Source organism: Ignicoccus islandicus DSM 13165, assembly GCF_001481685.1.
GTDB lineage: Archaea > Thermoproteota > Thermoprotei_A > Sulfolobales > Ignicoccaceae > Ignicoccus > Ignicoccus islandicus.
Genome location: NZ_CP006867.1, coordinates 855,756 through 882,254, shown reverse-complemented (window position 1 = coordinate 882,254; position 26,499 = coordinate 855,756). Strand labels below are relative to the sequence as shown.

Annotated in this window: 31 protein-coding genes and 1 CRISPR repeat array; of the genes, 22 read left to right on the top strand and 9 right to left on the bottom strand. The window is 47.0% G+C overall.

All coding sequences use genetic code 11. From position 1 onward, the window contains the following. The first annotated feature begins 1 nt into the window (after position 1). The 3 genes from EYM_RS04875 to EYM_RS04865 all read left to right on the top strand — a co-directional run bounded on the left by EYM_RS04875 (position 2) and on the right by EYM_RS04865 (position 2,391). The gene (locus EYM_RS04875) at positions 2-1,228 is read left to right on the top strand and encodes an MFS transporter (RefSeq protein ID WP_075049936.1); all 1,227 of its coding nucleotides are present in this window, start codon (positions 2-4) and stop codon (positions 1,226-1,228) included. 61 nt (positions 1,229-1,289) lie between these two features. Then, the gene (locus tag EYM_RS04870) at positions 1,290-1,667 is read left to right on the top strand and encodes a hypothetical protein (protein ID WP_075049935.1); all 378 of its coding nucleotides are present in this window, start codon (positions 1,290-1,292) and stop codon (positions 1,665-1,667) included. A 7-nt stretch (positions 1,668-1,674) separates the two neighbouring features. Beyond that, entirely contained in the window at positions 1,675-2,391 is a 717-nt protein-coding gene (locus EYM_RS04865; protein WP_075049934.1) for a radical SAM protein, read from the top strand. Here EYM_RS04865 and EYM_RS04860 read toward each other — a convergent pair. Next, positions 2,339-2,953 (bottom strand): hypothetical protein, encoded by a 615-nt coding sequence (locus EYM_RS04860; protein WP_157058770.1) that lies wholly within the window; start codon positions 2,951-2,953, stop codon positions 2,339-2,341. The genes EYM_RS04865 and EYM_RS04860 overlap by 53 nt on opposite strands. 48 nt (positions 2,954-3,001) lie before the next feature. Here EYM_RS04860 and EYM_RS04855 point away from each other — a divergent pair, with 48 nt between their 5' ends. The 5 genes from EYM_RS04855 to EYM_RS04835 are packed head-to-tail and all read left to right on the top strand — an operon-like array spanning position 3,002 to position 5,667. Further along, on the top strand, positions 3,002-3,514 hold the full coding sequence (locus EYM_RS04855) for a PIN domain-containing protein (RefSeq protein ID WP_075049932.1): 513 nt from the start codon (positions 3,002-3,004) through the stop codon (positions 3,512-3,514). A 1-nt stretch (position 3,515) separates the two neighbouring features. After that, a complete protein-coding gene (locus EYM_RS04850; RefSeq protein ID WP_075049931.1) occupies positions 3,516-3,716 on the top strand; it encodes a hypothetical protein in 201 nt (66 codons plus the stop codon). 2 nt (positions 3,717-3,718) lie between these two features. Then, a complete protein-coding gene (locus tag EYM_RS04845; protein ID WP_075049930.1) occupies positions 3,719-4,162 on the top strand; it encodes a universal stress protein in 444 nt (147 codons plus the stop codon). Between the two features lie 11 nt (positions 4,163-4,173). Beyond that, a complete protein-coding gene (locus EYM_RS04840) occupies positions 4,174-4,767 on the top strand; it encodes an adenine nucleotide alpha hydrolase family protein (RefSeq protein ID WP_075049929.1) in 594 nt (197 codons plus the stop codon). Positions 4,768-4,809: 42 nt separating this feature from the next. Continuing rightward, entirely contained in the window at positions 4,810-5,667 is an 858-nt protein-coding gene (locus EYM_RS04835) for a hypothetical protein (protein ID WP_075049928.1), read from the top strand. Here EYM_RS04835 and EYM_RS04830 read toward each other — a convergent pair. Then, positions 5,649-6,599 (bottom strand): MBL fold metallo-hydrolase, encoded by a 951-nt coding sequence (locus EYM_RS04830; protein WP_075049927.1) that lies wholly within the window; start codon positions 6,597-6,599, stop codon positions 5,649-5,651. The two genes, EYM_RS04835 and EYM_RS04830, sit on opposite strands and share 19 nt — an antisense overlap. 95 nt (positions 6,600-6,694) lie before the next feature. Here EYM_RS04830 and EYM_RS04825 point away from each other — a divergent pair, with 95 nt between their 5' ends. The 9 genes from EYM_RS04825 to EYM_RS04785 all read left to right on the top strand — a co-directional run bounded on the left by EYM_RS04825 (position 6,695) and on the right by EYM_RS04785 (position 14,240). Next, positions 6,695-8,365, top strand: coding sequence for an HD domain-containing protein (locus EYM_RS04825; RefSeq protein WP_075049926.1), 1,671 nt, complete (start codon positions 6,695-6,697; stop codon positions 8,363-8,365). A 42-nt stretch (positions 8,366-8,407) separates the two neighbouring features. Beyond that, positions 8,408-9,076: an MBL fold metallo-hydrolase gene (locus EYM_RS04820; RefSeq protein WP_157058769.1), complete on the top strand. Its 669-nt coding sequence runs from the start codon at positions 8,408-8,410 to the stop codon at positions 9,074-9,076. Positions 9,077-9,133: 57 nt separating this feature from the next. Further along, positions 9,134-9,592: a Holliday junction resolvase Hjc gene (hjc, locus tag EYM_RS04815; RefSeq protein WP_075049925.1), complete on the top strand. Its 459-nt coding sequence runs from the start codon at positions 9,134-9,136 to the stop codon at positions 9,590-9,592. A gap of 274 nt (positions 9,593-9,866) precedes the next feature. Next, positions 9,867-10,745: a CRISPR direct-repeat array (repeat unit 26 nt; unit sequence CTTTCCACTCCCTCTTGGATCTCTAC). A 561-nt stretch (positions 10,746-11,306) separates the two neighbouring features. Further along, the gene (locus tag EYM_RS04810) at positions 11,307-11,861 is read left to right on the top strand and encodes a Brix domain-containing protein (RefSeq protein ID WP_075049924.1); all 555 of its coding nucleotides are present in this window, start codon (positions 11,307-11,309) and stop codon (positions 11,859-11,861) included. After that, a complete protein-coding gene (locus EYM_RS04805; protein ID WP_075049923.1) occupies positions 11,830-12,066 on the top strand; it encodes a KEOPS complex subunit Pcc1 in 237 nt (78 codons plus the stop codon). Before EYM_RS04810 ends, EYM_RS04805 begins: the two co-directional genes overlap by 32 nt. Next, positions 12,063-12,425 carry a prefoldin subunit beta gene (locus tag EYM_RS04800; RefSeq protein WP_075049922.1) on the top strand — a complete coding sequence of 121 codons (363 nt, stop codon included), beginning with the start codon at positions 12,063-12,065 and terminating at the stop codon, positions 12,423-12,425. The genes EYM_RS04805 and EYM_RS04800 overlap by 4 nt, the downstream gene beginning before the upstream one ends. Further along, entirely contained in the window at positions 12,412-12,696 is a 285-nt protein-coding gene (locus EYM_RS04795) for a hypothetical protein (RefSeq protein ID WP_075049921.1), read from the top strand. Before EYM_RS04800 ends, EYM_RS04795 begins: the two co-directional genes overlap by 14 nt. After that, entirely contained in the window at positions 12,644-13,594 is a 951-nt protein-coding gene (locus EYM_RS04790; protein ID WP_217221069.1) for a DHH family phosphoesterase, read from the top strand. The genes EYM_RS04795 and EYM_RS04790 overlap by 53 nt, the downstream gene beginning before the upstream one ends. Beyond that, positions 13,587-14,240, top strand: a complete 654-nt coding sequence (locus EYM_RS04785; protein ID WP_075049919.1) for an ERCC4 domain-containing protein — start codon at positions 13,587-13,589, stop codon at positions 14,238-14,240. The genes EYM_RS04790 and EYM_RS04785 overlap by 8 nt, the downstream gene beginning before the upstream one ends. Here EYM_RS04785 and EYM_RS04780 read toward each other — a convergent pair. Then, positions 14,212-14,505, bottom strand: a complete 294-nt coding sequence (locus tag EYM_RS04780) for a hypothetical protein (RefSeq protein ID WP_075049918.1) — start codon at positions 14,503-14,505, stop codon at positions 14,212-14,214. The genes EYM_RS04785 and EYM_RS04780 overlap by 29 nt on opposite strands. Further along, positions 14,502-15,743, bottom strand: a complete 1,242-nt coding sequence (locus EYM_RS04775) for an NADP-dependent isocitrate dehydrogenase (protein ID WP_075049917.1) — start codon at positions 15,741-15,743, stop codon at positions 14,502-14,504. The genes EYM_RS04780 and EYM_RS04775 overlap by 4 nt, the downstream gene beginning before the upstream one ends. Positions 15,744-15,872: 129 nt before the next feature. On the opposite strand from EYM_RS04775, the gene EYM_RS04770 reads away from it, so the two are divergent. Then, positions 15,873-16,478 carry a hypothetical protein gene (locus tag EYM_RS04770; protein ID WP_157058768.1) on the top strand — a complete coding sequence of 202 codons (606 nt, stop codon included), beginning with the start codon at positions 15,873-15,875 and terminating at the stop codon, positions 16,476-16,478. 166 nt (positions 16,479-16,644) lie between these two features. On the opposite strand, the gene EYM_RS04765 is transcribed toward EYM_RS04770, so the two are convergent. The 5 genes from EYM_RS04765 to EYM_RS04745 form a co-directional block, all read right to left on the bottom strand. Continuing rightward, the gene (locus EYM_RS04765; protein WP_075049915.1) at positions 16,645-17,514 is read right to left on the bottom strand and encodes a phospholipase C/P1 nuclease family protein; all 870 of its coding nucleotides are present in this window, start codon (positions 17,512-17,514) and stop codon (positions 16,645-16,647) included. Between the two features lie 74 nt (positions 17,515-17,588). Then, positions 17,589-17,873: a hypothetical protein gene (locus EYM_RS04760; RefSeq protein ID WP_075049914.1), complete on the bottom strand. Its 285-nt coding sequence runs from the start codon at positions 17,871-17,873 to the stop codon at positions 17,589-17,591. A gap of 17 nt (positions 17,874-17,890) precedes the next feature. Further along, the gene (locus EYM_RS04755) at positions 17,891-18,121 is read right to left on the bottom strand and encodes a FeoA family protein (protein WP_075049913.1); all 231 of its coding nucleotides are present in this window, start codon (positions 18,119-18,121) and stop codon (positions 17,891-17,893) included. Further along, positions 18,118-18,726: a ZPR1 zinc finger domain-containing protein gene (locus EYM_RS04750; protein WP_083495061.1), complete on the bottom strand. Its 609-nt coding sequence runs from the start codon at positions 18,724-18,726 to the stop codon at positions 18,118-18,120. The genes EYM_RS04755 and EYM_RS04750 overlap by 4 nt, the downstream gene beginning before the upstream one ends. Before the next feature lie 27 nt (positions 18,727-18,753). After that, the gene (locus EYM_RS04745) at positions 18,754-19,479 is read right to left on the bottom strand and encodes a 5-formyltetrahydrofolate cyclo-ligase (protein ID WP_236943405.1); all 726 of its coding nucleotides are present in this window, start codon (positions 19,477-19,479) and stop codon (positions 18,754-18,756) included. Positions 19,480-19,659: 180 nt separating this feature from the next. On the opposite strand from EYM_RS04745, the gene ccsA reads away from it, so the two are divergent. Genes ccsA through EYM_RS04725 form a run of 4 tightly spaced genes read left to right on the top strand, consistent with a single transcriptional unit; the run spans position 19,660 to position 26,323 of the window. Continuing rightward, positions 19,660-22,641, top strand: a complete 2,982-nt coding sequence (gene ccsA, locus EYM_RS04740) for a cytochrome c biogenesis protein CcsA (protein ID WP_075049911.1) — start codon at positions 19,660-19,662, stop codon at positions 22,639-22,641. A 48-nt stretch (positions 22,642-22,689) separates the two neighbouring features. Beyond that, a complete protein-coding gene (locus EYM_RS04735; protein ID WP_075049910.1) occupies positions 22,690-24,390 on the top strand; it encodes a threonyl-tRNA synthetase editing domain-containing protein in 1,701 nt (566 codons plus the stop codon). 29 nt (positions 24,391-24,419) lie between these two features. Then, complete coding sequence (locus EYM_RS04730) at positions 24,420-25,343, top strand: substrate-binding domain-containing protein (RefSeq protein ID WP_075049909.1); 924 nt, start codon at positions 24,420-24,422, stop codon at positions 25,341-25,343. A 41-nt stretch (positions 25,344-25,384) separates the two neighbouring features. Further along, the gene (locus tag EYM_RS04725; protein WP_168050212.1) at positions 25,385-26,323 is read left to right on the top strand and encodes a beta-ribofuranosylaminobenzene 5'-phosphate synthase family protein; all 939 of its coding nucleotides are present in this window, start codon (positions 25,385-25,387) and stop codon (positions 26,321-26,323) included. Positions 26,324-26,499 lie beyond the last annotated feature (176 nt).

Here is a 26,499-nt window from a genome sequence, read left to right as displayed (position 1 = left end):
AGTGTGGACGAGACTGGTTGCGCTTTCGTTCATAATAAGCGCCACCTTCGCTGCGACGAACGTCGCGATACCTTACTTACTCCTATATTTCAAGGGATCGCTACCTTCACTATTAGAGGAACTATTACCTGCGCAGAAGGTCGCGGTAGAGGTAGGCGTACTTACCTCGGCCTTCATGATAACTAGAGTAGGCGTGGCCTTCGCCTCCGGTTATATAGCAGAGAGAATAGGGTACAAGCGCTCCATACTTATAGGCTTAATTCTCTATTTCTTGACTGGCCTCGAGCTTCTTATCTCCAAGGACTTCATGGAAGTATTAATTGCGAGGGCCCTCCAAGGCTTCGCTTCCGCCTTGGTATGGCCCGTTGCAGAATCGATTATAGTTTTGTCAGTACCTTCAGAGAAAACGAAGGCTTTAATGTTATATGTAATGGCGATGAACATAGGATTCGTAATAGGCCCCGCTTTAGGGGGTTCGATATTACAGCTTTCAGCTCACGTACCCTTGGAATTGGGTATCAGAATACCTTTCCTCCTATTGCCTATCGGCGCCCTATTGGGATTGGCTACCGTTTACTCTATTCCTGAGCTGAGGAACAAGAGTAACATGAAGATAAAGGAGCTCAAATCTAAGGTTCTAAACGCAGTTTACGTCTTCTTTTTCAATGGATTCATAAACGGAGTCGCGGCAGGAATGTTAATGAGCGTCTCGATTGTTTACATTATGCAATACGTGACCTCGATCCCCGCCATGCTCTCTGCGTTACTGGCCGGGTCCGGTTTAGTCTCAATAATTGTTACGATGCCGTTCATGAAAAAGATCAACGCACTTGATATAGAGAAGAAGTTCGAGCTCTTAATAATTAGCGGTACGCTTCACAAAGTGAGCTTCATGCTGCTCCCGTTCTCTAAGTCTTTCCCAATAGCCTTTATCGTACTATCAATAATAAACGTCTTTTCCAACGTTCTATTACCCCTTCTAAGGAGCTTGTTAAGCGACGTTATACCCAAGGAAATTACCGCGAAGGTCTTCGGAATGCAACAAGCATTCTTTAACCTAGGAATGATAATAGGTCCCTCGTTAGGCGCCTTCATATACAGGTTCCTAGAAGCGCAAGGGCTCGATGGAGGATACACGTTCGTTCTAGCTGGTCTAGTTGGCTTGAGCGGTATCGCTGCTCTGAGTAGAGTAAACGTGGAGGAGGTCAAGAGCGACGTAAGGCAATGAGAGCGAAGTTGCCAAGTATATATACCCCAAGTTCGGCGATATCAATGAAGGGATAACGACGTTGGCGGCTACTCCAACGTATCAAGGTAGGAGCGTTCCTGAGGAAGGTCAACTCCAAGGCGAACAACGATACGGCATCACCAAAGTAACTAGAATAAGGTTGTTCGGTAGGTGGTTCCCTTCGGGGTTCTGGAGAGACGTAATGGCTGCTATAAGCGAAATTACTGATAATCAGTTAGTTTCCGTGAGGAGCTTTAGAACGCCCAGAGGAGTAATACTGACGGACATAGATATAGCGGGCGAGCTGAGCGCCGACAAGATAAGGAAACTGGAAGACGGAGTTATAAAGGCAATGGAAAGTAACGACGTGAACGTGAGGAGGTTCTTGAAAATAGAGATTAGGGAGAGGCCCGCCTCCCTTTTCGTCAGTCAGGATTGATGAAGCGATGTTCGATCCCATCCAGTTAACTGAGGCAGTCGAAAAGGAAGTTTGCAAAGGAGAAAAGAGGAAGTATTACCGATTTAGGGGCGGTCGCTTCTACGGCGGGAGCGCTGCTGCTGACGTGGTGGGATGCAACCTCAGATGCGTCTTCTGTTGGAGCAAGGGCAGCGTTAGAACTGATATAGGTGAGTTCTACAGTCCTGAAGAAGTGGCTGAGAAACTAGATCGAATAGCGAAATCTCGAGGCTACTATATAGTTAGGCTGACTGGAGGGGAACCAACCCTTTGTAAAGAACACTTAATAGAGGTAATACGTCTCGTAACAAGGAAATACTTGTTCGTGCTAGAAACTAATGGTATACTAATAGGATACGATGAAGACTTGGCCAAACGCCTAGCGTCCTTCGACAACCTCCTCGTGAGGATATCGGTGAAAGCACCAGACCCGAAGACGTTTTCCAAGGTAACGGGGGCTAGGGAAGAGGCCTTCGATTACGTAGTTAGGGCCTTCGAGTCGTTAGTTAGATATGGTCTCGAACCTCCTAGACTAAGGGCGGCCGTTGTTCTCGGTTACGGTGATCCCAAAGAGTTCATCGAGAGGTTAGCTGAAATACACCCGGCTTTGGTCGAAGTCGAACCCGAAGTCTTGACGCTTTACCCTAGTGTAGCTAAGAGATTGAGGAAAGCAAATCTATTACCGAAGGTCTATCGGGTCCCTTGAGGTATACCTTCGAAGCCTCGTAGTAAGTTACGCTACCGTTCCTATCTACTACAGCTACAACGCCCCTTAGATCGTTCGCCCTGACCTCCTCTACCCACTCTAGCAAATCGTTCACCGTTATAACGATCCCTTCCTCCAATACTAAGTATTCAGTCCACCACTTGTCTCTCCTGACTTCAATTAAGGTCCCATCCCTCCTAACCTCAACTAGCACCTTCCTATTTCTCTTCCTCAAGTCATAATATACAGTAAACATGGACCAGAACGTCCTCTCTAGTGGGCAATTACAACCCTCTAACTTCCTTAGTACCCAACCAATGTAATCAATGAAGCTCAGTTCCTTCTCTTTATAAAATGCAATGCCCTTTCCAGTAAACAATAAGTACGCTATTTCTATTGGATGGAGCACGTAGCCTTCGTCCGTCTTCCTCTTCGGGAAGACCGTTCCTTTCAAGTCGCTTTTCGTTAACCCGCTGCCGTCTTCGAGGAGCTCTATGTGTATCAATGTAGTACCCGGAACGCCTTTGGCGAAGGCGAATATTAAGGACACTCTAAGGGACATGCCCACTCTAATATATCCCTCAATTGAAACCACGTGTGGTGGAGGCGTTTGGCTAAAATCGAGAAGAAGGTCTATCTCGACGGAAACGTTCTACTAGCAGCTGCCGCCTTGGAAGATAAGTTACACGACGAAACTGTCGAGTTCCTAAAGCTCTTAGAGCAAGCCGACTGGACGGTAATAGTAGGAACGCCCATACTACTGGAACTGGAGCAATTGCTGTACCTAGGCGACATGGGTTGGTTCAGGTTAAGGCACGTCCTAGATACCATGTGGAAATACAGGGTGAAGGTCGTTGAAGACAATCACGAAAAGGTGTTAGAGCTAGCTAACGTTTACTTGGACGAGAGAGTTCTATCTGAGAAGTACTTCGCTAACTTACTCGTATTAGCGTCTGCAACGTTGGCAGAGGCCGACTACGTGGTCTCTTGGGACAGCAGGAGGATGGCGAGCAAGAGCGTTGAGAGCGCCGTCAATAGGGTGAACGTTAACAGGGGTCTAAGGGAAATCCAAATAGTTACACCTAAGAGGCTCTCCCAAATAATTAAAGAGGAGGTGTTGTAACATGACCAAGGTAAGGGAAGAGGAATCTCTCGGCTTCCTACTAGACGAAAAGTTAAAGGAATTCGTAACCAAGAACACGCTAAAGGCAAAGAAAGAGGAATACGAAGAACAAGTAGAGATAGCGAAGGAGGTTATCCTCCCTCTAATTAAATTAACCGAAAGGAGCAAGAAGGTAGTCAGAATGTTGTTGCTAGGTGGGTGAAGTTGTTCAAGAAGATACTAGTAGGTCACGATAGTTCTGAAGTAAGCCAAAAGGCATTCGAAACGGCCATAGACCTAGCTAAGAAGTACGGCTCGGAAGTAATAGTAATACACGTTATAGACACGAGGTCCATTCCGGATATACCGCATAAGGACGTAATACTGGGACCGCTTAAGGACAGAGCCATAAAACTAGAGAAATTGGTAAATGAGACCTTCGAAAAGGAAGGCATCAAAGGGAAGTTCGTAGTTAGAGAGGGTTCCCCCGTGGATGAAATAACCAAAATGGCTGAAGAAGAGAACGTCGATCTCGTGGTAGTTGGAAGCAGGGGCTTAGGTAACGTCTCGGGCTACCTACTTGGAAGCGTTTCGACGAAACTAGTTATCACGTGTAAGAAGAACATATTGGTGGTCAAACCTCAAGTAGCGGCGGCATCTAAACTCTAACGGTACCCTAAATGACGATTTTACTCTTTTCTGGCGGTATAGATAGTTTCGTTCTGTCCAAGTTATTAAACGTAAACAAGGTTGCCCATTTCATAGTAGATCCTAGGGCCTCCAAGCTGGCCTTAATGGAACTCTTCAGACTGAATCCTTCGTTTGAGGTACACCTCTTCGATCACAGGCCTTACTTAAGGAAGGTATTGGAGGCCTTATCTAAGGCCCGCCTCTCTTCCTATCTCTGCCTAGCATGTAAGAGAGCAATGATTTTAAGGGCTGCACAGATAGACGAGGAAATTGTAATAGGGGATAGCATAGGTCAAGTGGCGTCCCAAACGCTTAGGAACGCCAGCTACCTATCGAAGGGAGTTACCCTTTACAGACCCCTCGGAGGATCCGATAAAGAGGATGAAGAGGAACACTTGAGCGACGATTTATCTGTTCTCGCAAGGAAGGTTAGCTCGTTTAAGTGTCCTTGGAAGCCCCCTAGGGTCGTTACTCAAATGAAAAGGGAAGTCGAAGTTTTGCTTGACGAAATAGTTTATGAGAATTTAAGCTATTCAGTGTATCTAGGGATGAAGAAGGCGCGAGAGATAACCTCCATGGGATGAAGTAACACGAGCGTGCGGACCCATCGTTAAAGGTGATGAACAATGGCAAAAACGGGCTTCATAATATTAAGAGGACACGAGTTGAAGGACTTCGTCAGATTATACAAGGTTGCCAAGGTGGTCTCCTTGGAAACGGACGACCCAATAGTAGTCGTTGTGGACGAACACACTTTAGACAGCATTCCTGACGATCAGCTCTTCTTGGTGTTTATCCCTCTTCCATTGATGTTTAAGATAGCTAAATCAGCTCCTCAACCTACCATAGAGGAGGTGCGCGAGGAGGTAAAGGAAGAGGGAGCTTCGAGCGAAGGGCAACTGGCTGAGGAAATAATTGAGGAATCCATAACTGAGAGGAAGCTCAAGCAGTTAGTGGAATTCGTTAAATGGGAACTAGGAGACGAAAGCAAGAAGTTGCCCTTCAGAATACTGGACGTTACTTACGAAAGGGATCCAGACCTGAACTTATGGACGTTAAAGGTGAGAATGGGTAAAGTTGAGAAGCTAAGCGTGAGCGTCGTTGGTGTCTCTAAAATACTTTACATGAACCTAATTGAGAAGATGCAAGAGATAGGTTTCATAGAACCGCTGGTCGCGGTGGTCAGCTTAGAAGGCCAGACCCTCTACGTTGTAGTAGATACCGTGATAGATAACTTGATAAAAACCGTCTTAACGTCCTCTGGACTGGTTATGAAGGACAATTTAATTACAATTAATGTAGCTGAAAATATGATCAACGCTTTAATAGTAGCGGAGAGGTCCCCGGACAGCAAGGTAGGACTGTTTAGCGGCTACAAAATTGCAGAGGAAATAGCAAAGATTATAAAGGACAGACTGAACTGGAAGGGTGCTGTGAAAGTGAGGTTGAGGATAGGTATGTTTGATTACGTGAAAACTGCTTGAACGTACTTCATTAAACCCTCTATGCTCATCCTAATGGAGTTCTGCAGCAACTTACTCTTTTCCAACTCCCCCTCTTCCACCAACTTCTTGAAGAGCGGATCGGCCTCGATCAAGTACTTCTTGTAGCACTCAATGTCCTCCCTACACTTACTCCTTCGAACGAAAATAGTGTTCAACCACGTCCTTATTTGCTCCACTTCGCCCATCATTTGGTTCCTCACTTCATCTTCGCCCATCACAATTCCCCTATGAGTGTAAGCGGCCGCTACGAACTGCCTATCGGATATCTTCCATATGGAATCAATTATCATGGGCGGAATGGTTCTATGAGGGGTAGTAGGGGTGTATGCCCCGGTCCAGACGGTCACTTCACCTAATAAGTCACCGGGGAAGAGCACGCCCTCGTGAATTACCACTTGATGGTGGGGCGCGTGACCAGGCGTGAACACTACTTCTATCTTGAGGTCCTTGATTTCGTACGTCCTCCCGTCTTCAGTCGCCACTCCCTTATCCGGGTCCAGAGGGAAGGCTTCCCCGTAAGCGTTGAACACGAAGTCGCCTAAGGTGTTCTTAGCCGCTTCGTTGAGCCTGCTCGGGTCTACTAGGTGCGGTAGCCCCCTAGGGTGAACGTAGGCCTTACAGTTGCATTCCCTCACAACTTCCCCTAGCGCCCCCGCGTGATCCAAGTGGATGTGGGTAACGAACACAGCGTCCAACTCGCTTAACTTGAAGCCCTTCTCGCGCAAGGATTCCTTGAGCGTAGGGAGGGCCTTCCTAGGTCCCGTTTCTATTAGTACCCTCCCTTCCCTTCCAACTATCAAGTAAGCGAATATGTAGTTCTCTTGAACTCCTTCGGGATCCGCCCTCAGTTTCAGTACCTCGCTCTCACCTAAGTTCACCTTCTCGTGATCTTGCGGGGTTACGGGTATCAAGGCCGCGTCACGCGAGCCTCACTCTACCGAGCGGAGGACTTAAACCTTTAACCTAATATCTACTCGTCTCATCAATTGGTATCGGTAAAGCAGTTTTGGGGGACGAGAAAGGAGTCGAACTGAGAGCCGTTAGGGACCCTATCCACGGGTTCGTGGAACTCCCAAAGGACTTATTCGAAACTCTGATAGACACGGAGCTCTTTCAGAGACTGAGGGACGTGAAGCAACTGGGATTAGCTTACCTCGTTTACCCTAGCGCTACCCACACTAGGTTCGAGCACTCGCTGGGAGCAGCTGCAGTAATGAAGAACATGATAACGCACGTTATTGAAAACACCAAGGAACTGATCCATTTGACGAAGCACTTGAAGCCCGCTTACGAGGAGGTAATGAAGGAACTGGAGAACCTCCTTCCGGAGGCAGTAGTGGCCGCGCTCCTCCACGACATAGGTCACATGCTGCTCTCCCACGTATCCGAAAAGGTCACCAAGAGCGACCTAACGTACCTAAAGGAAGCCGGCGCAATACCTCTCTTTACAGACCACGAATTACGGGGCATAGCTATAGTCGAGGAGTTGATTCAGAGCGGTAGCGAAGTGAGGTACAAAGGGAGAAGGGTCGATTTAGAAACTGTAAAGGAAGTGCTCCAAGCCGCTTACTTCAGCGGAGCCAGAATGAACCTGCTCAGCAACTTGAACCCCCGGAACAACGCCAAGTTAATAATAGCTCAGCTCATCAGTTCCGAGATAGACGTAGACAGGGGCGATTTCGTTCTCCGCGACGCGTACTCAGCTGGAGTGTCCTTGGGATCCTACGATTTAAATAGATTGTATAAGGTGATCGTTCTCGTACCAGACAAGGAGAACAAGGACCTCCTCAAGGTCGGCATTTTAGATAAGGGAATAAGCGTTATAGAATCCATGCTCCTCGGAAGGGTTTTCATGTATAAGGACGTTTACTTACATACAATTTCAATGCTCTACAGCGCAATGGCCGTAAGGATACTCAACTTGATATTAAAGAGGGAGGACTGGAGGGATCTTCTGTACGAAATAGAAGTAATTAGGATGGCCTACCACAAGGGCGCTTCCCCGAGCAATGACTTAGGGAAAGAGCAGGGGGCCAAGTTAACTGAAATAATGAACTTGGTTACTGATTCGACCTTCTACCAAATGCTGAGGAAGATTCCATCCGAAATAGAGAAAAGGGTACGGAATGGAAGGATCAAACTGGATGACGACCTCGTTACCTTGTACCTCCTCGCGAAGTCGATACTATCGAGGAGAAGGTGGACCTACTTACTGGCTTCGGACGAACTCTCCCAGAAACTGGTGAACAAGTACTACAGCGAAGACGATAAGGAAGGACGCGAAGCCTTCCTAACCCTCTTGAGCCAGTATTACCACTCCGCGGTCATCTTGTACTTCAGTAGGTACAAGGGCTACACTGGAGGCGTATTGGTCGCCAAGAGGTCCAAGCCTACGGAAGTTTGCCTACTAGAGGAATGCCCTGCATCGGTGGTAGCCAAAGAGCTCATGGGAAAGAACTTCACCAAACTAATCCTAGTCTTCCCAGAGGCACGGGGAGAACTGGAGTTCAAGAGGTGGTACTTGAAGAAGGGGGACGTTTCGGACCTCTTAAAGGGCCTAAGCGAAGCTTACGAAAAGGGCTTTGGAAAGGAGCTTGAAGTGGAGAAGTACTTGGATGGGGCTTCCGGAACGGCCGCTCGGCTAGCTGTGAAGCTCGAATCGCTACCGAGCGCTTAACCTAATATCTCATGAAGCGCCCTTCTACTCGGGACGGCCCCTTTGATATCTTGGAAAGGCGTTAAACTTAGTTGGCTCGGCCACGACGGGTTCAAGATAGTAACAGCGAACGACGTAATAGCCATAGATCCCTATAAGATATCTGTTAAGAGCAACGATAAGGCAAGTGTACTTTTCATTACGCACGAACACTTCGATCACTGTTCTCCCAGCGACATAAGGAAAGTAATTGATGACAGAACTATCGTAATAGCTCCCGAAATCGCTAGGGACTGCCTAAGGTCGTTCGATAACGAAAAGATTTTCGTTAAGCCCGGCGAGAGGTATAACGAGCCAATACCCTTCGAAACCGTACCGGCTTACAACGTGAACAAGTTCCGCGCTCCGGGAGTTGTCTTCCATCCAAAGGAAGACGGTAGAGTGGGTTACGTGATAGACGTGGGGTTCCGCCTATACCACGCGGGAGACACCGATTTCGTACCGGAAATGAGAGGCTTGGAGGCGGAAGTAGCGCTGCTTCCTGTATCAGGGACATACGTGATGACCCCCGAAGAGGCAGCTGAGGCGGTTAAGTCCATGAAAGGCGTGAAGCTCGCTGTGCCAATGCATTGGGGAACTATAGTCGGGAGCGTTAAGGACGCGCTGAAGTTCAAGGAACTCGTCGAGCCCTTGGGAATAGAGGTAATCGTTCCCGAAAGGGAAGCGTGGTAGCTTCCTCCTTATTTAACCGATATTACCTCTCTACTATACCTCTTTTCGGAGGAAGAGTTGAGGTCCCGCACCAATTACGAAAGGCAACTAGCTCAACTTCTCTATAAACGTGGATGGGTCGTGATTAGGGCTCCCGCGAGCGGGGCCAAGGTGAAGAGGTACCCGTATCCCGACTTGGTCGCCTTGAAGAAGGGATACGCAGCGGCTATAGAGGTAAAGACTTCCAGTGAAGAGAGAACGATATATTTGCCTCCAAAGCAAGTCGAAACGTTAATGGTATGGAAAATTAGGGGCGGGGCAGAACCTTGGATAGCTGTGAAAGTACTCGATGGGAGGGGGTGGAGGTTCTTTAGGGCCGAAGACCTCGAGAGGGCCCAAAGGAGCTTCAAGTTAGTACCCCAAGGAGGCCTCACGCTGGACGAGTTCGATAGGCTATCGGAAGCGGCTAGAACGGTACCTTTAACGAACTTCGTTACTGGGGATGAGGAGCGGCGCCTCTTGAGCCTAGATGGGTGAAGAAGTGGACCGGCCCCGACCCCTCACAGTTCCTACGCATTCGAGGCCCATACCTTCTATTCATTTCCGCTTCAATTTCGCCTCGAGACTTTTGCTAGAGGCCTCTTAAGAGAATACTTTATAGTTATAACATATTATCTTTCTATTCCCTATTTGGACTCTACCCGGATGAAGTTAAGCTAACTATAAGGATCGAATACGATAACTTTCTATTCCCTATTGGGATTCTACAGTAACGGAATGCTTCCCAAGTCCGGGAAGTGGAATGAGACTACTTTCTATTCCCTATTGGGTCTCTACTACAATACTACCAGACGTAGTATTATAAGTGTTACTGATTCTTTCCACTCCATCTTGGATCTCTACTGTACTTAGAGGGTTCGCACGGAACGAGAAAGAAGACTTTCCACTCCCTCTTGGATCTCTACACGTTATGAACATAGTCGTCACGCGTCTTGACACCGGCTTTCCACTCCCTCTTGGATCTCTACAGGATAATCGATCCCTTCAGAGGGAGGAGGGACCTAGAGAGGGCTTTCCACTCCCTCTTGGATCTCTACATTACATCCTCGAAATAGAGAGGTCTAATGAGTTTTATAACACTTTCCACTCCCTCTTGGATCTCTACAGACAAAACATAAAAAGGCTCGAGCCTATTTCCTCGGACTTTCCACTCCCTCTTGGATCTCTACTTATCTTCTTGAAGCTAAGAAGATGGAGTAATATGCTATCATATCTTTCCACTCCCTCTTGGATCTCTACATGGGAACCCCAACCGAAGCGCAAGAATTCGGGGAGAGTTTGCTTTCCACTCCCTCTTGGATCTCTACTGCTACGTGGCTTGAAAGAAAAGGAGGAAGAAATGAAGAAGCTTTCCACTCCCTCTTGGATCTCTACTGCTAATTGAAGAGCTAAAGGAAAAGAAGAAAGAGAACTTTCCACTCCCTCTTGGATCTCTACATAAAAGAACGTAGAAAACGTAAAAAATAAATCGAGGTTGCTTTCCACTCCCTCTTGGATCTCTACTTCTTAAAAGAATTAGGCTATGAATTCGCATAAATCTTCTTTCCACTCCCTCTTGGATCTCTACGGGGAATTCGAAGAAATCGCGTCTCTAATAAGATTAGCTTTCCACTCCCTCTTGGATCTCTACCGTTGCCCTCCTATTTAAACAACTAATTCTCCATCTTTTAACCCTTTCCCTTCATCTGCCTTTCCTCAACCATACCTTTCCTCTCAGAACTTGAATTCAAGTAGTTGTCCAATATATACATGCATATGCTTATATAAGGTAGGCTTGAGTAGAAATCCCCATGATCATTAAAGTTCCCATGATCGCTTATTAACCCATCTAAGCTCCTTCTCATTGTAAAGATCGATCTTGAAAGGGCCTTGTACTGATGGTCTGAGCTCAAGAGTGGTAAATCTTGTTTGTTTTTGCAAATACAATGATAATTGATTGGGTTAAAATGGAATTAACAATTGGGAAGTCCGGTAGAAACTGAAGGTGCTTAAGGAGACCATTGTTTCTTTTCGTAAATGATTAAGGTTGAGGAAATGATGGAATTGATTGTGAGTAAATGGAAATGTGAATTTGGACAAGGGGTGGAGATGGGTATTCACCATGGGATGGTGAATAAATCATAAAACAGATATCTATTTTTATAGAAAGATCTCCTCATTGCTGTTAATTACCGTACTGAAGGGATGCGAAATGGGACGCGAATTGGAGCAACGAGTTAGGTACTTGCTAACGACCTCACACAAACCCTCTCAGAGGACGCGCACTTTCTTGAAGGATCTGGCTAGCGTCTTGCCGAACTCGGAAAGAGTGAGCAGAGGGAAAGCGGCGCTAGAGCTCCTCGGCTCTATAGCATCTGACTTAGGAGCGGAGAGGGTAATTATCGTAAAAGAGAAAAACGGGAACCCCCACTCAATAGAGGTCTACTCGGTAGATGGAGTAGAACTAGTTCCATTAGGAACAATAGTTCTGAGGGGTTTGAGCCTGAGCTCGGAAACGGGTAGGAGGGTTTACAATGTTAAGAAAGTTTGCATAGATGAAAACGCTATAGACGAAGAGACGAAGGAAATCATAGGAAACCTAAGGGACCTCTTAGGCCTAGGCGAATGCGAAGGCGATGAGGACTTAGTAGCGAGCGTTGAGAGGGACGAAAGGGGGTTCGAAGTTATATTCCGGCCTTCCGGTTCTAACCTGAAAGTCGGTCCGGTGATTAGGATTGCGAGAGTGGATAGGCGAAGTAGAGATTGAAGTGTGCGACGAAGCAGTGTTCACCGCCTTGCTGCCAGAGGTAACCCATCCCCCCACAAGTTCGAGAGTTCAGTTAGAGGCAAATGATAAGAGAATAGTAATCAAGGCCAAGGACGTGAGCGCTCTTAGGGCTGCTGCTAACTCGTTTATGTACTGGATATATAGTGCCTCCGAAGCCCTTAAGGCCGTGGAGGATAGGCCATGAGCGTGAACTTACCTCCCAAGGCCCAGAACTTACTAGCGCAACTTCAACAACAACAAGCGCTATACGAGAACGTAGTACAGCAGTTAACCCTCTACCAAGCTGAGCTCAACGAGCTGAAGAGGGTCAAATCAGAACTTGAGAAGCTTCCGGACGACGCGGAAATATTTAGGAACATAGGCCACGTCTTAGTCAAGACAACCAAACAAGAGGCAATAAAGGACGTTGAAAATAAGATAGAGTTGCTCGAAATAAAGTTGGCAAGCCTCAAGAAGCAAGAGGAGATGATAAGGAAGGAAATTCAAAGGCTTAAGGAGGAATTGAATAAAGTAATGGGTGCAGGTGCAATTGGAGGAGGTTGAGAAGTTAGTAGAGGCCTTGCTGAAGGCCTCCCAAAAGGTGGAAGAGAGAATAGAAAAAGAGGGTAAAACGAGAATAGAAGACTTGGACCTCACCATTTCAATTGAGATAGGCGAAGAAGGCAAGAACGTGGAAATGGATCTAGGCGTTAGCGGAGCCAAACTGAGAATAGACTACGATCGATTGGTCGAAGAGGCCTTGGACGAAGGTGAAAGAGAGCTTGATAGACTACTGCAAAGGAGTGAAACTGCTGGAGAGACTAAAGGGGAGTAGGTACGCGGTAGTGGTTCACAGGCACGCCGATCCAGATGCAGTAGGCGCAGCTTCCCCGTTTTCGTTAATAGGGGACCCAGAGTTCTATGCCCCCGGGGGACTCTCCTCTCTGGGAAAGAGATTAGCGGAACACGTTGGACTGGAATTCAAGGAGGAGGTCCCGCGCGAAGAGGTCCTAGTTATCTTAGATACTGCCTCCCTCTCGCAATTACCGAACGTAATCCTAGAAGGGAAGGAAGCGTATAGGATAGATCACCACGTAACCGGGGACATAGAGCCCTTCCTAGTAGATCCCGATGCCTCATCCACATCGGAGGTAATAGCGAAGGTGCTCAAACTCAAGGGAATTAACCTACCTAGGAACGTTGCCGAAGCGTTAATGGCTGGAATAATTTACGATAGCAAGGCCTTCAAGTTAGCTAAGAGCTCAACGTTTAGCGTAATGGAGTGGCTCTCCCAAGCCGGGTCCTTGGAAACGGCGTTTAAGTTGCTAGAGAGCCAAGAGGAGCTGGACCTTTCGAAAAGGATTAGTAGGATTAAGGCTTGCGAGAGGTTGGTTCATAGGAAGGTTAAGGATTACGTGATAGGCGCTACTTACGTAGGGGCTAACGAGGGGGACGCGGCGAGGACCTTAGTTCAGCTGGGCCTGGACGTCGTATACGTGATTAGGGAGGAGAAGGACGAGTACAGGATATACGCTAGGTGCTCTCCGAGGATATTGAAGAAGGGCTTCGACGTCTCGGAGCTCCTCTCTTCCATCGCTGAGGAATTAGGTGGGAGGGGAGGCGGTCATAAGGGCGCGGCCGGAGCCGTAATACCGAAGGTAATTGGCTTAGAGGAACTCATCAATAAACTATTAGGTAGGACTAGTAGGCGGATTGCGAGGACCCTTGCTTAGAATCTACGTCGACATAAGGGAAAAGAATAGTGAGCTCCCCAAGTTGCTTTTGAAAAATGGAATAGTAATAACGTGGGAGCAGCTGCCCGTTGCCGATTACGTGATATCTGAGAAGGTAGCAATAGAAAGGAAGACCGTTAGGGACTTAATTAATAGCTTGAAGGACGGAAGGTTGTTTGACCAAGCTAAGAGGTTGAAGGAGGCGTTCGAAAGACCATTCTTTCTAATAGAAGGTGATTGGAGGGCGCTCAAGTTCTCTAAGGCGGGTCACGGCGTTCCCTCAGCAATAGCTTCTCTTCAATACGATTTTCAAATAGGGGTGCTCTACGCTCCGACCGTAGAGGACGCAGCTAGGGTAATAGCTTTCCTCACACGTAGAGAGCAAGAGGGTAACAAGAGGAGAGTGCCAGTTAAGGTCCAAGGTAAACCTCCGCTCAATAAGCTAGAGGACTGGCAGAGGTTCTTGGTCCAATGTCTTCCCGGAATAGGACCGGCCCTGGCGGAAAGGCTCTTATCTAGGTTCGGAAGCGTAAGAGCTGTTTACAACGCGAGCGAGGTCGAGCTGGCTAGGGTTGAGGGAATAAGCGAGAGCAAGGCAAAGGAAATAGTGAAAATACTCACCTCGCCTTGGAGGAAAACCTCTTAACGTATCTTTCCCATTGCTCTCCTTGCTTGAACTCCTTCTCAATTACTTCCTTGAACTCTAAAGCCTTTTCGCCGAAGGCCTTTACTGCCGCTTTCGCGAGTATTTGCAAATCCAATGCGAGTATTTTAGTCAACTTAACTGCGTGAACGAAATCCTCCTCGTTTTCCATCAATACGCCCAAGGTCTCTGCCAGGACCTCGTCAAGTTGGGTTTTAGGAGCCATTTGGGTAGCGTAAATTAGGAAGGCCAAGTGAAGCTCTTTCAAGTTCCCAGCCTCTTTATGTTCTTTATTACTTCCTCGGTGAATTCAGTAGTGCTGAGTGGTTCTATTCCTAAATGCCTAGCGATGTCTTGAGTTACCTTGTGGCTAGCAATGGTTTCTTCTATACCCTTTCTTAATAGATCTGCCGCTTCGTGCCAACCTATGTAGTCTAGCATTATTGCAGCGCTTAGAGCAGTAGCGGTTGGATTAGCTACGTTCTTACCAGCGTACTTAGGAGCCGAACCGTGGATAGGTTCGAACATACCTATGTTGTCGCCTACGTTAGCGCCAGGGGCTATTCCGAGGCCGCCTACGAGAGCAGCTGCCGCGTCGCTTAGGTAATCGCCGTTGAGGTTGGGCGTGACTATTACGTCGTAGTCCCAAGGCCTGGTTATTATTTGGTTGAACATGTTGTCGGCTATCCTATCGTTCACCAATATTTTCCCTTCGGGTACCTCTCCTCCTTGTAGCTCCTCTTCAAACACTACCTTATCTCCGAACTCCTCCTTCGCCAGCTCGAACGCCCATATCTTGAAGTATCCTTCGGTGTACTTCATTATGTTGCCTTTATGCATAACGGTAACCCTCTTCCGGTTGTATTCTATGGCCCAGTTCAAGGCGGCCCTCATTATTCTCCGAGTAGCGAATCTAGATATCGGTTTGAGTCCTATTCCACTGTCTTCCCTTAATTGTATGTTGAATTCCTTCTTCAAGAATTCCCTTATCTTCGCGGCCTCCGGGCTATCGTACTTCCACTCTATTCCAGCGTAAACGTCTTCAGTGTTCTCCCTGAATATTATAATGTCTACCTTGTCGGCGTATTTGTGAGGAGCCGGTATGCCCTTGATGTACTTGACTGGCCTTATGTTAGCGTACAAGTCGAGTAACTGTCTCAGAGCTACGTTGACGCTCCTCCAACCGGAACCTATTGGGGTGGTCATGGGACCTTTGAGGGCGACTCTAGCCGTCTTTATGGCGTTAAGGGTGTCCTCGGGTAGCAAGGTGCCGTAAATGGGCTCAGCTTCTATTCCAGCGTAGACCTTCCACCATACTATCTTCCTCTCGCCCTTGTAGCTGGTTTCAACCGCAGCGTCTACCATCTTCCGAGCGGCGTTGACCACTTCGGGGCCTATTCCGTCTCCCTCTATGTAAGGTACGATCGGGTTAGGCGGTACTACTAGCTTGCCTCCCTCGACTTTTATGAACTCCCCTCCTTCCGGTGGCTTGATCTTCTGGAACACGTTCTCAGTCCTCCTCCTTCGATTTTGAGCTATAGTTAATGTAGGCTTTCTTCGCTCCTATCGATACGAGATACCGCGGAACTGGAGTAGCGCATCATTGGAAATGAGGTTTAATGGACTATTGTGTAAATGCTTTTACTTACAATCGTAGAATGTATCCAGAGGCACTTGACCTTGGTTCCCGAGGACGGATGCTTGGATTTGGTGGTAGCTATAGATTATACCAAATCAGATCCAAAGGTCCTTAAAAGGAAGTCCAAGGGGAAAAGCGTTCTACGGACGGTTTACGGAATGGTTGCAGTTTACAGTAACGATTTGAAGAAGCTCGAAAACCTTGGACATTCGAGAGAGAAAGCGAAGAAGGAGAGATTGACCGCGTTGAAGAAGTTGCCGAGGACGTTAGAGGAAATGAAGAAGCGCGGTGTACAATTTTACGTTGTCGACTATGATACCGACCTCGACCGACTAGTAAATAGATGCAAGAACCTCCTAGAGAGAAGCAAAGTGCTACTGGTTGACGATCACGCTTACGAATTTATTGAAGAACGCTTTCAACAAGTCACTTGCATTGAAAGAATTCATCGAGAAGGAGGAATTAGGGATCCGAACTATCGGAGACTCCTATCTATAGCAGATCACGTAGCGAACTTCGTCAGGAGATTGGATGAGCTTTACTCGGGGAATCGGAGAGCGGTTGAGCTTAAGAAAGTATTGAGGAGATGTGAAGAGAGGTAGTCCTTACGGCATCTCATCCTCACCCGGATCATCGGGGGAACCTCACCCGGGTTATTGTCGATTGCCGTGTCGCTCCAATTATAGTTAGCATTTCGCCAATTATATATGTATGCCCATGTTGTCACTATTACCTTCAGCTGGGACTCGTTTACGACCTTCCTCGCTCCTAGTCTTTACATACCCCTAAGTTCTCTACCTTTACTTCTTGCGAGCTTTTAATACCGAACGTCCACTTTAATCCCCCTATGATTGCCCCTCCGAAGACCTCGCAAAGGGGTATAACGATGAGATCTAGAATGGGGATGAAACATAATGGTATCAAGCCTATTAGGAATATTGTAAAGATAGCGATTAGTGGTAATACAATGGCCAACTTTACGCCGAACAGAACGAGCTTGGCCGTATAATACAATAATTTGAACATTACTCCGCGTTCCCTTCCTCTACTCCCGTTCCCTTTAGAACTACTCCCGTCCGAGCTCTCAGGTTCCTGTTTAGGACTAGAAGTTAAGTACCTTAGAGCAAGAGCGCTCAGACATACGGCACACTTCAATACCTTGCTGGGATCCCTTTTCATTCCTTTTGCTAATGCGATCCTATATAGTTCCTCTAGAGTAGGGTTCTTGTCCTTGGTTTCGACTGCTGCTGAAAAGGCGTACTTTCGAACCGTTTCGTCTCGAATCCTTTTTACGAACTCTTCCATGCTATCGTGGGCCTTACTTCTTACCTTTAGGTCGTGGAATTCGAGTTCCTTTATATCATTCTCTACGCAGTAATCTTGCAGATAATGTAAAGCCCTACCCAGTTCTATTTCGTAACTTTCTTTTCTGTCATATTTGTTCTTAGCTTCCTTTAGGTACGCTAACCCTACCTTTAAACCTTCTTCCGAGTGGTGCGCTACCCTTCTTCCATCTACGAAATCCGGATATTTATCGGTCATTACGTTCGACTCAACGATCTTTTCCTTTTCTCCGAAGCTGAGCGGTATTGCTTGAAGCACGTACTCAGTGACTCTCCTGTGATCGCTCCACTTCATCACTCTTCCAAGAATTCGATCGGAAGCGTAACGTTTTATGGTAAGTATGAAACGAAAGCGTTCGATGGAACGAACTAAGCTTGTTCCTTCATGGCCCTTTCAATGTCTTTCTTCATCTCTTCTATTTCCTTTCTCAGTTCCTCCCTGAGCTCTTCCGCGCTTTTCGGCTCCTCCGCCCTGAGCATTATTACTCCAATCCAACCTAAGATAATTGAAAGAGCCACAACTACTAACCAATTGGTAATTTTGATTATCTGAATTGAAACGTCTAGGGGAGCGAAGAGGGAGTATGTAGTTAAAGCAATGGCAACTAATGAGATTATAGAGAGGGAGGCCCCCACGAGCTTTATTCTGATCAACCGCGTCACCTCGCTTATTAGAACGCTTCCTCTACAATAACTCTACTCGCCATACCCCTTCCTAGAGCGAACCGCCCCTCGCTAGTTTCTATAACTATTGGACCTATTCCACTGTTCTTTACGACCTTCACTAAGCTACCCTCCTTTATTCCGAGCTCCCTCAACCTAACGGTCGCTCCCGGGCCCGCGTAGATTTCAACGACCCTAACGGTCTTACCTTCTGGAACAGCATCTAGCGTGCTCCTCATTGGACTCCACCTCGTGCCGTCCGATCACCGCTCTCTAAGGGAGCTATTCCGTCATCGTCCCTCTTTATCTCCTCTTTTGCCTTTTCGCTCGCTATCTTGCTGTACCCTTCGGGATCTTTAATTATTATTGTAAACTCCCTCTTACCTTCTAACATCTCACCTAAGCGTTTCAACCTCTCCTCGCACTCCTTCTTCTCTTTCTCATCTGTCGCGTCTTTACAGAGGAATTCTATAATGTCTTTGAACCTATGTAGAACCCCCTCAACAGTCGTTAGGAAGCCTTGGGAAATAGGTCCCGGCGAAATTTCCGCTTGAAGTTCCGGTATTTCCAAGGTAGCGGTCGAGGACCTGAGTACCAACGTGTTCAAGTCTTTTTCGTTCTCTACTTTAAATTCTATCCTCTGGTTGCCTTTCCTTTCCAACGTCTTAATGTCAACGAACTTATATCCACAGCTAGCGCATTTACCCGTAACTATTATTACTGGACCTATCATTGGCATATCGTAACTATATATGCTAACCTTCATCTTCTCTTCTCCGCAAACGGGACACTTAATTACTTCCTCTCTTAAGAGCTTGTAGTTCTCTTTCTTCAGTTCTTCCAATTTTTAACCACCATTTCACGGTTTATACTATTGCTTTTGAATAGAGCGCTTGAGCTCGCGAAGGATTGGAATCTCACGCACTTTCTCTTCACTTAAGTATTGCCATAATATCCCCTTAGGCCTGTTCAACGGTTCGAACTTAAGCGACTTGGTAGGCGTGAAAGCGAAGCTCAATGGGACGTCCCAAGGGTCTTGCGGTAAGGGTCCCTCGAGAACTTGGACGTCGTGAACGGTAGTAGCTATTGGTACTTTTACGTCCATAAGGCCTAGCTCGGTTAATATACCGAACTCCAAGTCGCCGTACCCAGCTCCCTTCCCTATCCTCCTACCATCTAGATCGATCGCTACTGAACCCTCAATAACGAAGTCCACCTTGCTTACGGAGTTCAATAGCTCGTCTACCGTTCTAAGCTTCCTTCCCCACTTGAACGCTCCCCGTATAGTAGAAGCTTCGGAGTATTTCGAAGGCGGAACGGAATTCGGGTCCAATAAGAGAAACCCCTCCCTTAGGCGAGGCGTTGCCATCAGGAGGAGCTTTCCTTCCCTAAGCGCAGCCAAGCGAACCCATCTCTGAGGACTGTCTGGATTGGATTTCACTAACGAAGCGTTTCTCCATTCCGGAATGGAAGTCAGCCTCTCAGCGGCCTCCTTTGCTCCTTTGAAGTTAGGTATCCTTCCCTCTACTGGAAAGGGCGGTAGCGCATAGGGTTTTATCTTCTCCCAAACCATTCTCCTAATTTGCTCTTTGTTCAAGTTAGTGTAACCCGGAGAGGCATATATGAAAAGGTACGAATATCCGCTTTGCGTGATTCTTAGATACCTATAAGCTTGAGGTTCAGGGAATAATTAGTGTAATACTTAAACCTAATTCGATTGTTCGCATGAGATTTTATAGTAAATGCTATGTTGAGTGGCTTAGGTGTTCTGAAGGAAATGCTACATTGGACGGGATTTCCTCCTCTTATCGCTGCCGCGCTCTATATACTGACGGCCTACTACGCGTTTAATGGAAAGAAAAACGAACTAGCGAAATACTTGAAGTACTCAACAATAGCGCTAACCGTTTCGTGGCTACTGTACCTAATACCCTTCCTTACGCTGGACTTCAGCCTCCACGAGGTCTATTGGAACTCCAGCGTCGGTATGCCCCTATGGATGAGGCTGGCTACATCGTGGTCGGGAGGAGGCGGGAGCTTATTCCTCTTCGCCTTCATTGCTGGACTCACCTTATACTTCATTAGAAGCGACGACGCGAAGTTCTACTTGCTATCTATACCAGTGGTCTTGGTCGGACTCTTCGCTGCCTACATGAACGATGCGTTCACGCTAATACCGGGCAATCCAATAACCGGTGCCGGTCTGAATCCTCTATTAAAGAGTCCTTGGTTGTATCCTCACCCAGTATCCACGTTCAGCGGTTACGGTATATTGGCAATATCAGCCATAGCTCTCGCCTTGGGTATAAAGAGAGCTAAAGTATCCTTCAACGTTGGATGGGCGCTACTGACCCTAGGAATAGCTCTAGGTGCGTTCTGGAGCTATGAGACCTTCGGTTGGGGAGGCTACTGGGCGTGGGATCCCGTAGAAACGAGCGAGCTCGTAGTGTGGCTCGCTGCTACAGTACTACCTCACGTGGCCCCAATATTACCAGCGTTCGCCGAAGCGTACGCTCCCCTAATACCTTCCTCAGTCTTCCTAGCAATGTTCGTAACTAGAACGGGTCTCAGCCCATTGCACAGCTTCGCTGGAGCTAACCTAGGCAGCGTCTCGCTCTTAGTCTTGTCTATAGCCTACCTAATGTGGTTCATTAAGAGGCTTTCCGATTGGGACAAGTACTTGACCCAAATTAGATCAGCGATCGCGAAGAAAACTCCCTTCGTAATTGGAATGGGCCTAGCGTCATTAGGTCTTCTAATAGCCGCCTTCTTCGTCTACGGAACCCTGTTCGTACCTTCAATAATGGTAGCAATGGGTAAGGAAGCGTCCATCCCGCAAATGAGCGCTGGAATAGAGTACTTCCACCCCGTGCTTTACCCGGTACTCGCGCTGCTATTGATCTCCCTCCCTATGGTTACCTTGAGCGAGTTAGGCTGGAAACCGGTTCTCTTAGTTATAGCAAGCGCGTTGCTCTTGGGTACCTCTACCGGGTTAGCTGCCCTAAGGGGCTCCATAACGTTGGCTCACCTATCGCCCGTTACCACCAATGCAATGATGGCGTTCGGCATTCCCTTAGCGGCTATCGCTATAGCTAGTTCCCTCTACTACATCTTTACGAAATATAAGAAAATTAGGGACGTGGAAATAGGACTAATTCACTTGGGAATGGCACTAACGGCCTTAGGAGTTCTAATGTCGGGCACCTACGCCTTCAATAACGACTACTTCTACCATTTCGATCTCCCACCGAACAAGGCGGAGGCGCTACCGAATAACATGAAGTTGGTATTGGAATCCTACGACTATAACCTAAGCAAATCGTTCGTTGATATATTCGATAGATACGTCCAGAAGTCGAGCGTTTACTTCTACGCGTGGTTAGCGATAAAGACAATAGCCAACGACCTATCAGAATTTCTCCAAGAGGTGAAGAAGGGGGAGCAACTACTCCAAACGAACGACTTGTATAGGTACGTGGTAAACAAGATGTTCCACGCCAACCCAATGGTAAGCAATGAGGCAATGCAAGTTTACAAATTAGGAACGAGAAACAACGCGTCCTTCGAATCGGCGGAAATAAGGGTATTCAACGTAACCTCCAATGCTATCGAACTCAATCTGAAGCGCCCGCTGAAGCTAAGCGCTCAGAACCTAACCATAGCGCTCTACGTATGGCAAAAGAGGGACGGAACCTTCGGCTACGCGTTTACCACCTTAGCGGAAGGCCTCGTAATCAATAAGCCGATGCCGCTCACGCCTCACCAAGCGTTGTTAGTTAGGTTAGATAGACCTTACTCGATAGAGCTTGAGGAAGAAAAGATTGCAATCACGTTCTCCAACTTTACCATATATCCGGCTTCCGCGCCCATTGCGAACGAAACTCTGACAGTAATACCTCAAGCGTTCGTCATGTTCGATGGAGAGGTAGCGCTGGGCAACGGAACTTATCCCTCGACCGGTTCCCTACCGATCTCAATTACCGCGTACCTACATGCCCTCAGCGACCCTACCGTTCAAAGCTTAATGGGTACTGAAATGGGAGAGTTCCTATCGGATCCCAAGAACGTGTTGAAGGTGATAACGCCTCCGCCCGGAACGAAGTGCTTGAACCCCGACTGCGCAGGTTACGTTAACGCACCCAAGTTCGTACCAGAAACCGCTGACCTGACTCTAAAGTTCAAGGTGCTAAATCCAGACAACACTACCTACGAATTCAATGAAAAGATAAGGTACGAGGCGTACGGAGAAATACAAGGAATTCACGGCCTGGTTCCGAAGGTGGTTCACCCTAGCTACGGCCTAAGCGATCTTTACGTAGTACTTAACCCGCCCGTCAAGTCGTCTCACGCAATAACCGGCATATCGTATCACGACATGCTATTATGGTACCTCAACAAGTTACTCAACTCAAAGAACTACGATGAGGGACAGAAACTGGCTTTAACTGCGCTCTTCGCTGCCGGCTATAACGTAAACTTCGTAAACCAAGTTCCCAGGGACCAGTTGGCTACCTTCTTGGAAGTCGCGACCGTAGAGTTATACAATATGGCGAAGAATTACAAGAGCCTGATATCTACTCAAGGACTCTACGTGCAAGCAAAGGTAATACCGGGAATGATATTCGTGTGGAGCGGACCTGGCCTAATGAGTTTAGGAGCGCTATTAGGAGCAATATACTATTACTATTCTCAAAGGCTTGTATCTAAGACGCAAGTAAGCGAGAAGAGGGAGGTAGTTATCGCTAAGGCCAAACATTAATAAATAATCTATTTAAAACATTTTTAATTCAATAATAGGGGCAATTAATTGAAAATTCTCATGCTTCACGTAGATGATTTCTCCTACGAAGCTAAGAAGAAGGCCATAAAGAGCGCTGAGAACGTTAGTCAGAAGAGCTACTCTACTTCTAACGCGCTAGTAGTGTTCGCTACAGTTGAACCTAACGACTCGAAGGTATTAGATGACGTCGTTAAGGACATAGTAGAACAGTTGAATAGGCTAAAGGTAAATGAAGTAGTATTATATCCTTACGCGCACTTATCCTCGACCCTCGCAAAGCCCGGGGAAGCCATTAAGGTCCTACTTAAGCTCGAAGAAATGTTGAAAGAGAAAGGCGTTAAGGTCCACAGGGCGCCCTTTGGATGGTACAAGAGCTTTCAAATTAAGTGCAAGGGTCATCCGCTAGCCGAGCTTTCCAAGAGGTACTCGCCGCCCGAGTACAAGCCAAAGGTATTGGATTCCTACGTAATAACGATCAATGGAGAGCTCACCAAACCTAAAGCTAATGAATTAAACGAAGAAATAAGGATCGTATGGGAATCTATTGAAAAAGGCGACTGGAAGTGCGAAGAAGATCTGGCTTGCAAGTATTGCTCTAAGTTCGGATTTGTAGTTAAGAAGATAGGCGATAAGTGCTTTCCCGCCTACTTACCCTTAGCGTACTTCATGTTCAATGCGGTCCTAATATATGCAAGCACTTTAGCCTTGAACGTTAACGAACTAATACCAATTTACTTTATGAAAGACACGGACGTAGAAGAGGAATGCGAGTTCAGTCCAATAGTATGTGAAGGCTTCTGCTTGAGGAGTTCGGACGAAGAGCAAGCGATTAGCGTAGACGAATCAGATATAGCGATCTTCGAGATACTAACTATTTATAGGAAATCCGGTAACTGCGAACCTTGTAAGAGGGTGAACTCTTTCCATTTACCAGTAATATCGGCCTTCTTTAACGATAGACTTAACGCGGAGAAGTTCTTACTAATGATGCATGACTTAACGCATAATGAAGCCGAGAAGATAGGTCAGAAGTACGTTGTTATGTATAACTTGAGGAATGACGTAAAAGACGAATGGTTCGATTTAATAAAGAACATGGTGGGTAGGGATAACAAGGATGGAATAGTTAGAATAATAGAGGACTCGAACGCCTTAATAGACGTCGAGTACCTCCTCGTTTCCAATTGCGGAAAGCCCGTCGAGATCGGTAGCTTAAAGCTAATTATAGAAGGCGACAAGTACGTCGTTAAGGCTTCACCCTTGGGATCAATTGAAAGATACATCTACATGATCCTGGACAAGGCGGCTAAGGATTACAAAGAGGGGAAGCCTCCCATGTTACCTATGTGGCTAACCCCCATTCAAGTGAGGGTAATACCGGAAGAGAGGTCGGTATTGCCCTACGTTCTATCCGTCGTTGACGAGCTAAAGAGGGCCGGAATAAGGGTCGATATAGACGATAGGAACGTTAGCATGGGAACGAAGATCCGGGACGCGGGAAAGGAGTGGATACCGTATCTAGTATTAGTGGGGAAGAGGGAGAAGGAAACCAATACCGTAGTTGTGTTGAGGCGAATCGACAACAATAGAATAGACATGAGCGTTAAGGAATTGATTGAAGTAATTAAGGAGGAATTGGGCGAATACGGCCAATTGCCTCAGACGCTCCCGCTCTACTACTCCCGAAGAGCGAAGATCGCCTTGCCTTCCGACGTTAGCAATAAATGATCTCTCTCTTAGCTCGGAAGGGGAAAATCGTGAAGTGGATCGCGACCCTCTTATTAACTTTATGCGCTGCTTACGCGCTAACCGTTTACTCAGCTGGGTCCCTCTCCGTTCCGCTAAGGGAAACGGCGTTAATTTACCAGAAACTAACAGGAGAGAAAGTACTCTTCGAGTTCAGTGGATCCGTAGAGGCCGTTAGGAAAATAGTAGATCTTCATAGGTGTCCAGACTTATTGTTCGTTGCTGATTACAGCATCGTTCCTAAGTTCATGCCCTATCAATGGGTAGTAGGATTCGCGACAAATAGAATGGTAATTGCGTACACCAAGGACTCGGTGGGGGAGGCGCTTAAGAAGGACTGGATAGGGGCATTAAGTAAGCTTAAGATAGGTATTTCCAACCCGAACTTGGATCCCGCAGGATATAGGAGCTTAATGGCTCTAGCCTTGGCATCATTCGTTGACCAAAGAGCTCTCGATTTAATAAGTGGTTTGAGCGGAGTTTCAATTAAGAAAAGCAACGGGGACGTTACAATATACGTATATCCTTCGATAAGGAGCTCCGGCAACTTCGTTATAAGGGACAAGAGCGTCGACCTCATTTCTCTATTAAAAGTCGGAGTCATAGACGTCGCTTTCGAATACGAGAGCGTGGCCGTTCAGCACGGGTTGAAGTACTTCCCGCTCCCAGATTGCTGTAATTTGGCGAAAGATAACGAAAACTATAAGAGAGTAAAGGTAGTCCTAATGGCTTCAACTCCGAAAGAGAAAGTGGTTGAAGCGAAAGCTATAGTTTACGGCGTGACGATACCTATCTGTGCGCCCCACCCGGATAAGGCCCTGGAGTTCTTCTCGTTCGTTCTAAGTAGCGAAGGTAAGAAGGTATTTCAATCGAACGGACAAAGGTTCCTAGATCAAATGATATTCGTTCCGCCTGCGCAGTTCAAGACTAAGTGAAAATAGCTTTTCGGTACCCCCATCTAAAGGGTTTCACTAATTTGATTGCGATCTCATCGCCTTCTCGAATACACGTTTCCTTGTTGGACCTAACTGGGAACCTAGGGTATCTAGATGGGGGAATAGGGTTCGCCATCAAACTACCCCGAACGGTCGTCGTTGGGAGACCCTCTGAGGACTTCAAAGTTATTGGTCCCAGGGCCAACGAAGTTTACGAAAGGTTGAAGGGACTGAACCTAAAGGGCGAACTAGAGATACGATCTACTCCCCCGGCTCACATGGGCTTCGGTTCCACTACTCAACTGCTCTTAAGTTCCGCTAAAGCCCTCTGCTCATTAAATGGAATTAATTGTTCCTCGAGGGAATTGGCTATACTAACGGGTAGAGGCGGGACCAGCGGCATAGGGGTGGCCGTCTTCGAGGAAGGTGGGTTCGTTGCCGACTTCGGTCATTCAATAGAGGTAAAAGAGAAACCTTCGCCTTCTGGAGCATCGAGAGCTTCGCCTCCACCGTACCTTCGCTTGGAACTTCCAGAGGAATGGATAGCAGTGATAGCTTATCCCGATAAGCGGAAGGGGATTTACGATGAGGTAAGGGAAGTGACTGAATTTGAAGAGAGGACGCCTATACGTGAGGAAGAAAGTTCGAAGGCAATCAGAATTGCATATATGTTGATTATGGGTGGCGTTGTGGAAAGGAACTTGGAGAGGTTCTCCAAAGGCATCAACTCAATACAAGAAGTTGGGTTCAAGAGAATAGAATGGGAACTGCAGCCGAGTGAGGTTAAAGAAGCTTGTACCGAAATGAGGAGAGTCTTCGGAAACTGCGGACTGAGCAGCATGGGTCAAGCAATATACTCAGTTACTAGGAGAGAGAACGTGAGGAAGAAAGTATCTGAAATCGAACTTAATGGTTTCAACCTTCTCGTAACTCCATTCGATAACTCCGGAGCGTCAGTGAAGAGCTTAAGCGAAGCTTAGATCTGGTCTAGAATAATAACGCCCACCTTACAGTAACGTTCTTGCTCTTAGATTATACGCTTTGATTTGACCTCAACTCGTCATTGGCGTTCTCCTTCGTTTCAACGCGCTAATAGTAGAACGTCGAAACTGCGATCAATCTAGAAGGCACTCCAGTTATGCGGAATAAATAAGAG

Bases quoted from the DNA above. Each gene is read 5' to 3' on its own strand.
- EYM_RS04865 (WP_075049934.1), top strand. From the start codon at position 1,675: ATGTTCGATCCCATCCAGTTAACTGAGGCAGTCGAAAAGGAAGTTTGC.
- EYM_RS04860 (WP_157058770.1), bottom strand. From the start codon at position 2,953: ATGTCCCTTAGAGTGTCCTTAATATTCGCCTTCGCCAAAGGCGTTCCG.
- EYM_RS04850 (WP_075049931.1), top strand. From the start codon at position 3,516: ATGACCAAGGTAAGGGAAGAGGAATCTCTCGGCTTCCTACTAGACGAA.
- EYM_RS04840 (WP_075049929.1), top strand. From the start codon at position 4,174: ATGACGATTTTACTCTTTTCTGGCGGTATAGATAGTTTCGTTCTGTCC.
- EYM_RS04835 (WP_075049928.1), top strand. From the start codon at position 4,810: ATGGCAAAAACGGGCTTCATAATATTAAGAGGACACGAGTTGAAGGAC.
- EYM_RS04810 (WP_075049924.1), top strand. From the start codon at position 11,307: ATGGGACGCGAATTGGAGCAACGAGTTAGGTACTTGCTAACGACCTCA.
- EYM_RS04800 (WP_075049922.1), top strand. From the start codon at position 12,063: ATGAGCGTGAACTTACCTCCCAAGGCCCAGAACTTACTAGCGCAACTT.
- EYM_RS04770 (WP_157058768.1), top strand. From the start codon at position 15,873: ATGCTTTTACTTACAATCGTAGAATGTATCCAGAGGCACTTGACCTTG.
- EYM_RS04765 (WP_075049915.1), bottom strand. From the start codon at position 17,514: ATGAAGTGGAGCGATCACAGGAGAGTCACTGAGTACGTGCTTCAAGCA.
- EYM_RS04755 (WP_075049913.1), bottom strand. From the start codon at position 18,121: ATGAGGAGCACGCTAGATGCTGTTCCAGAAGGTAAGACCGTTAGGGTC.
- ccsA (WP_075049911.1), top strand. From the start codon at position 19,660: ATGCTACATTGGACGGGATTTCCTCCTCTTATCGCTGCCGCGCTCTAT.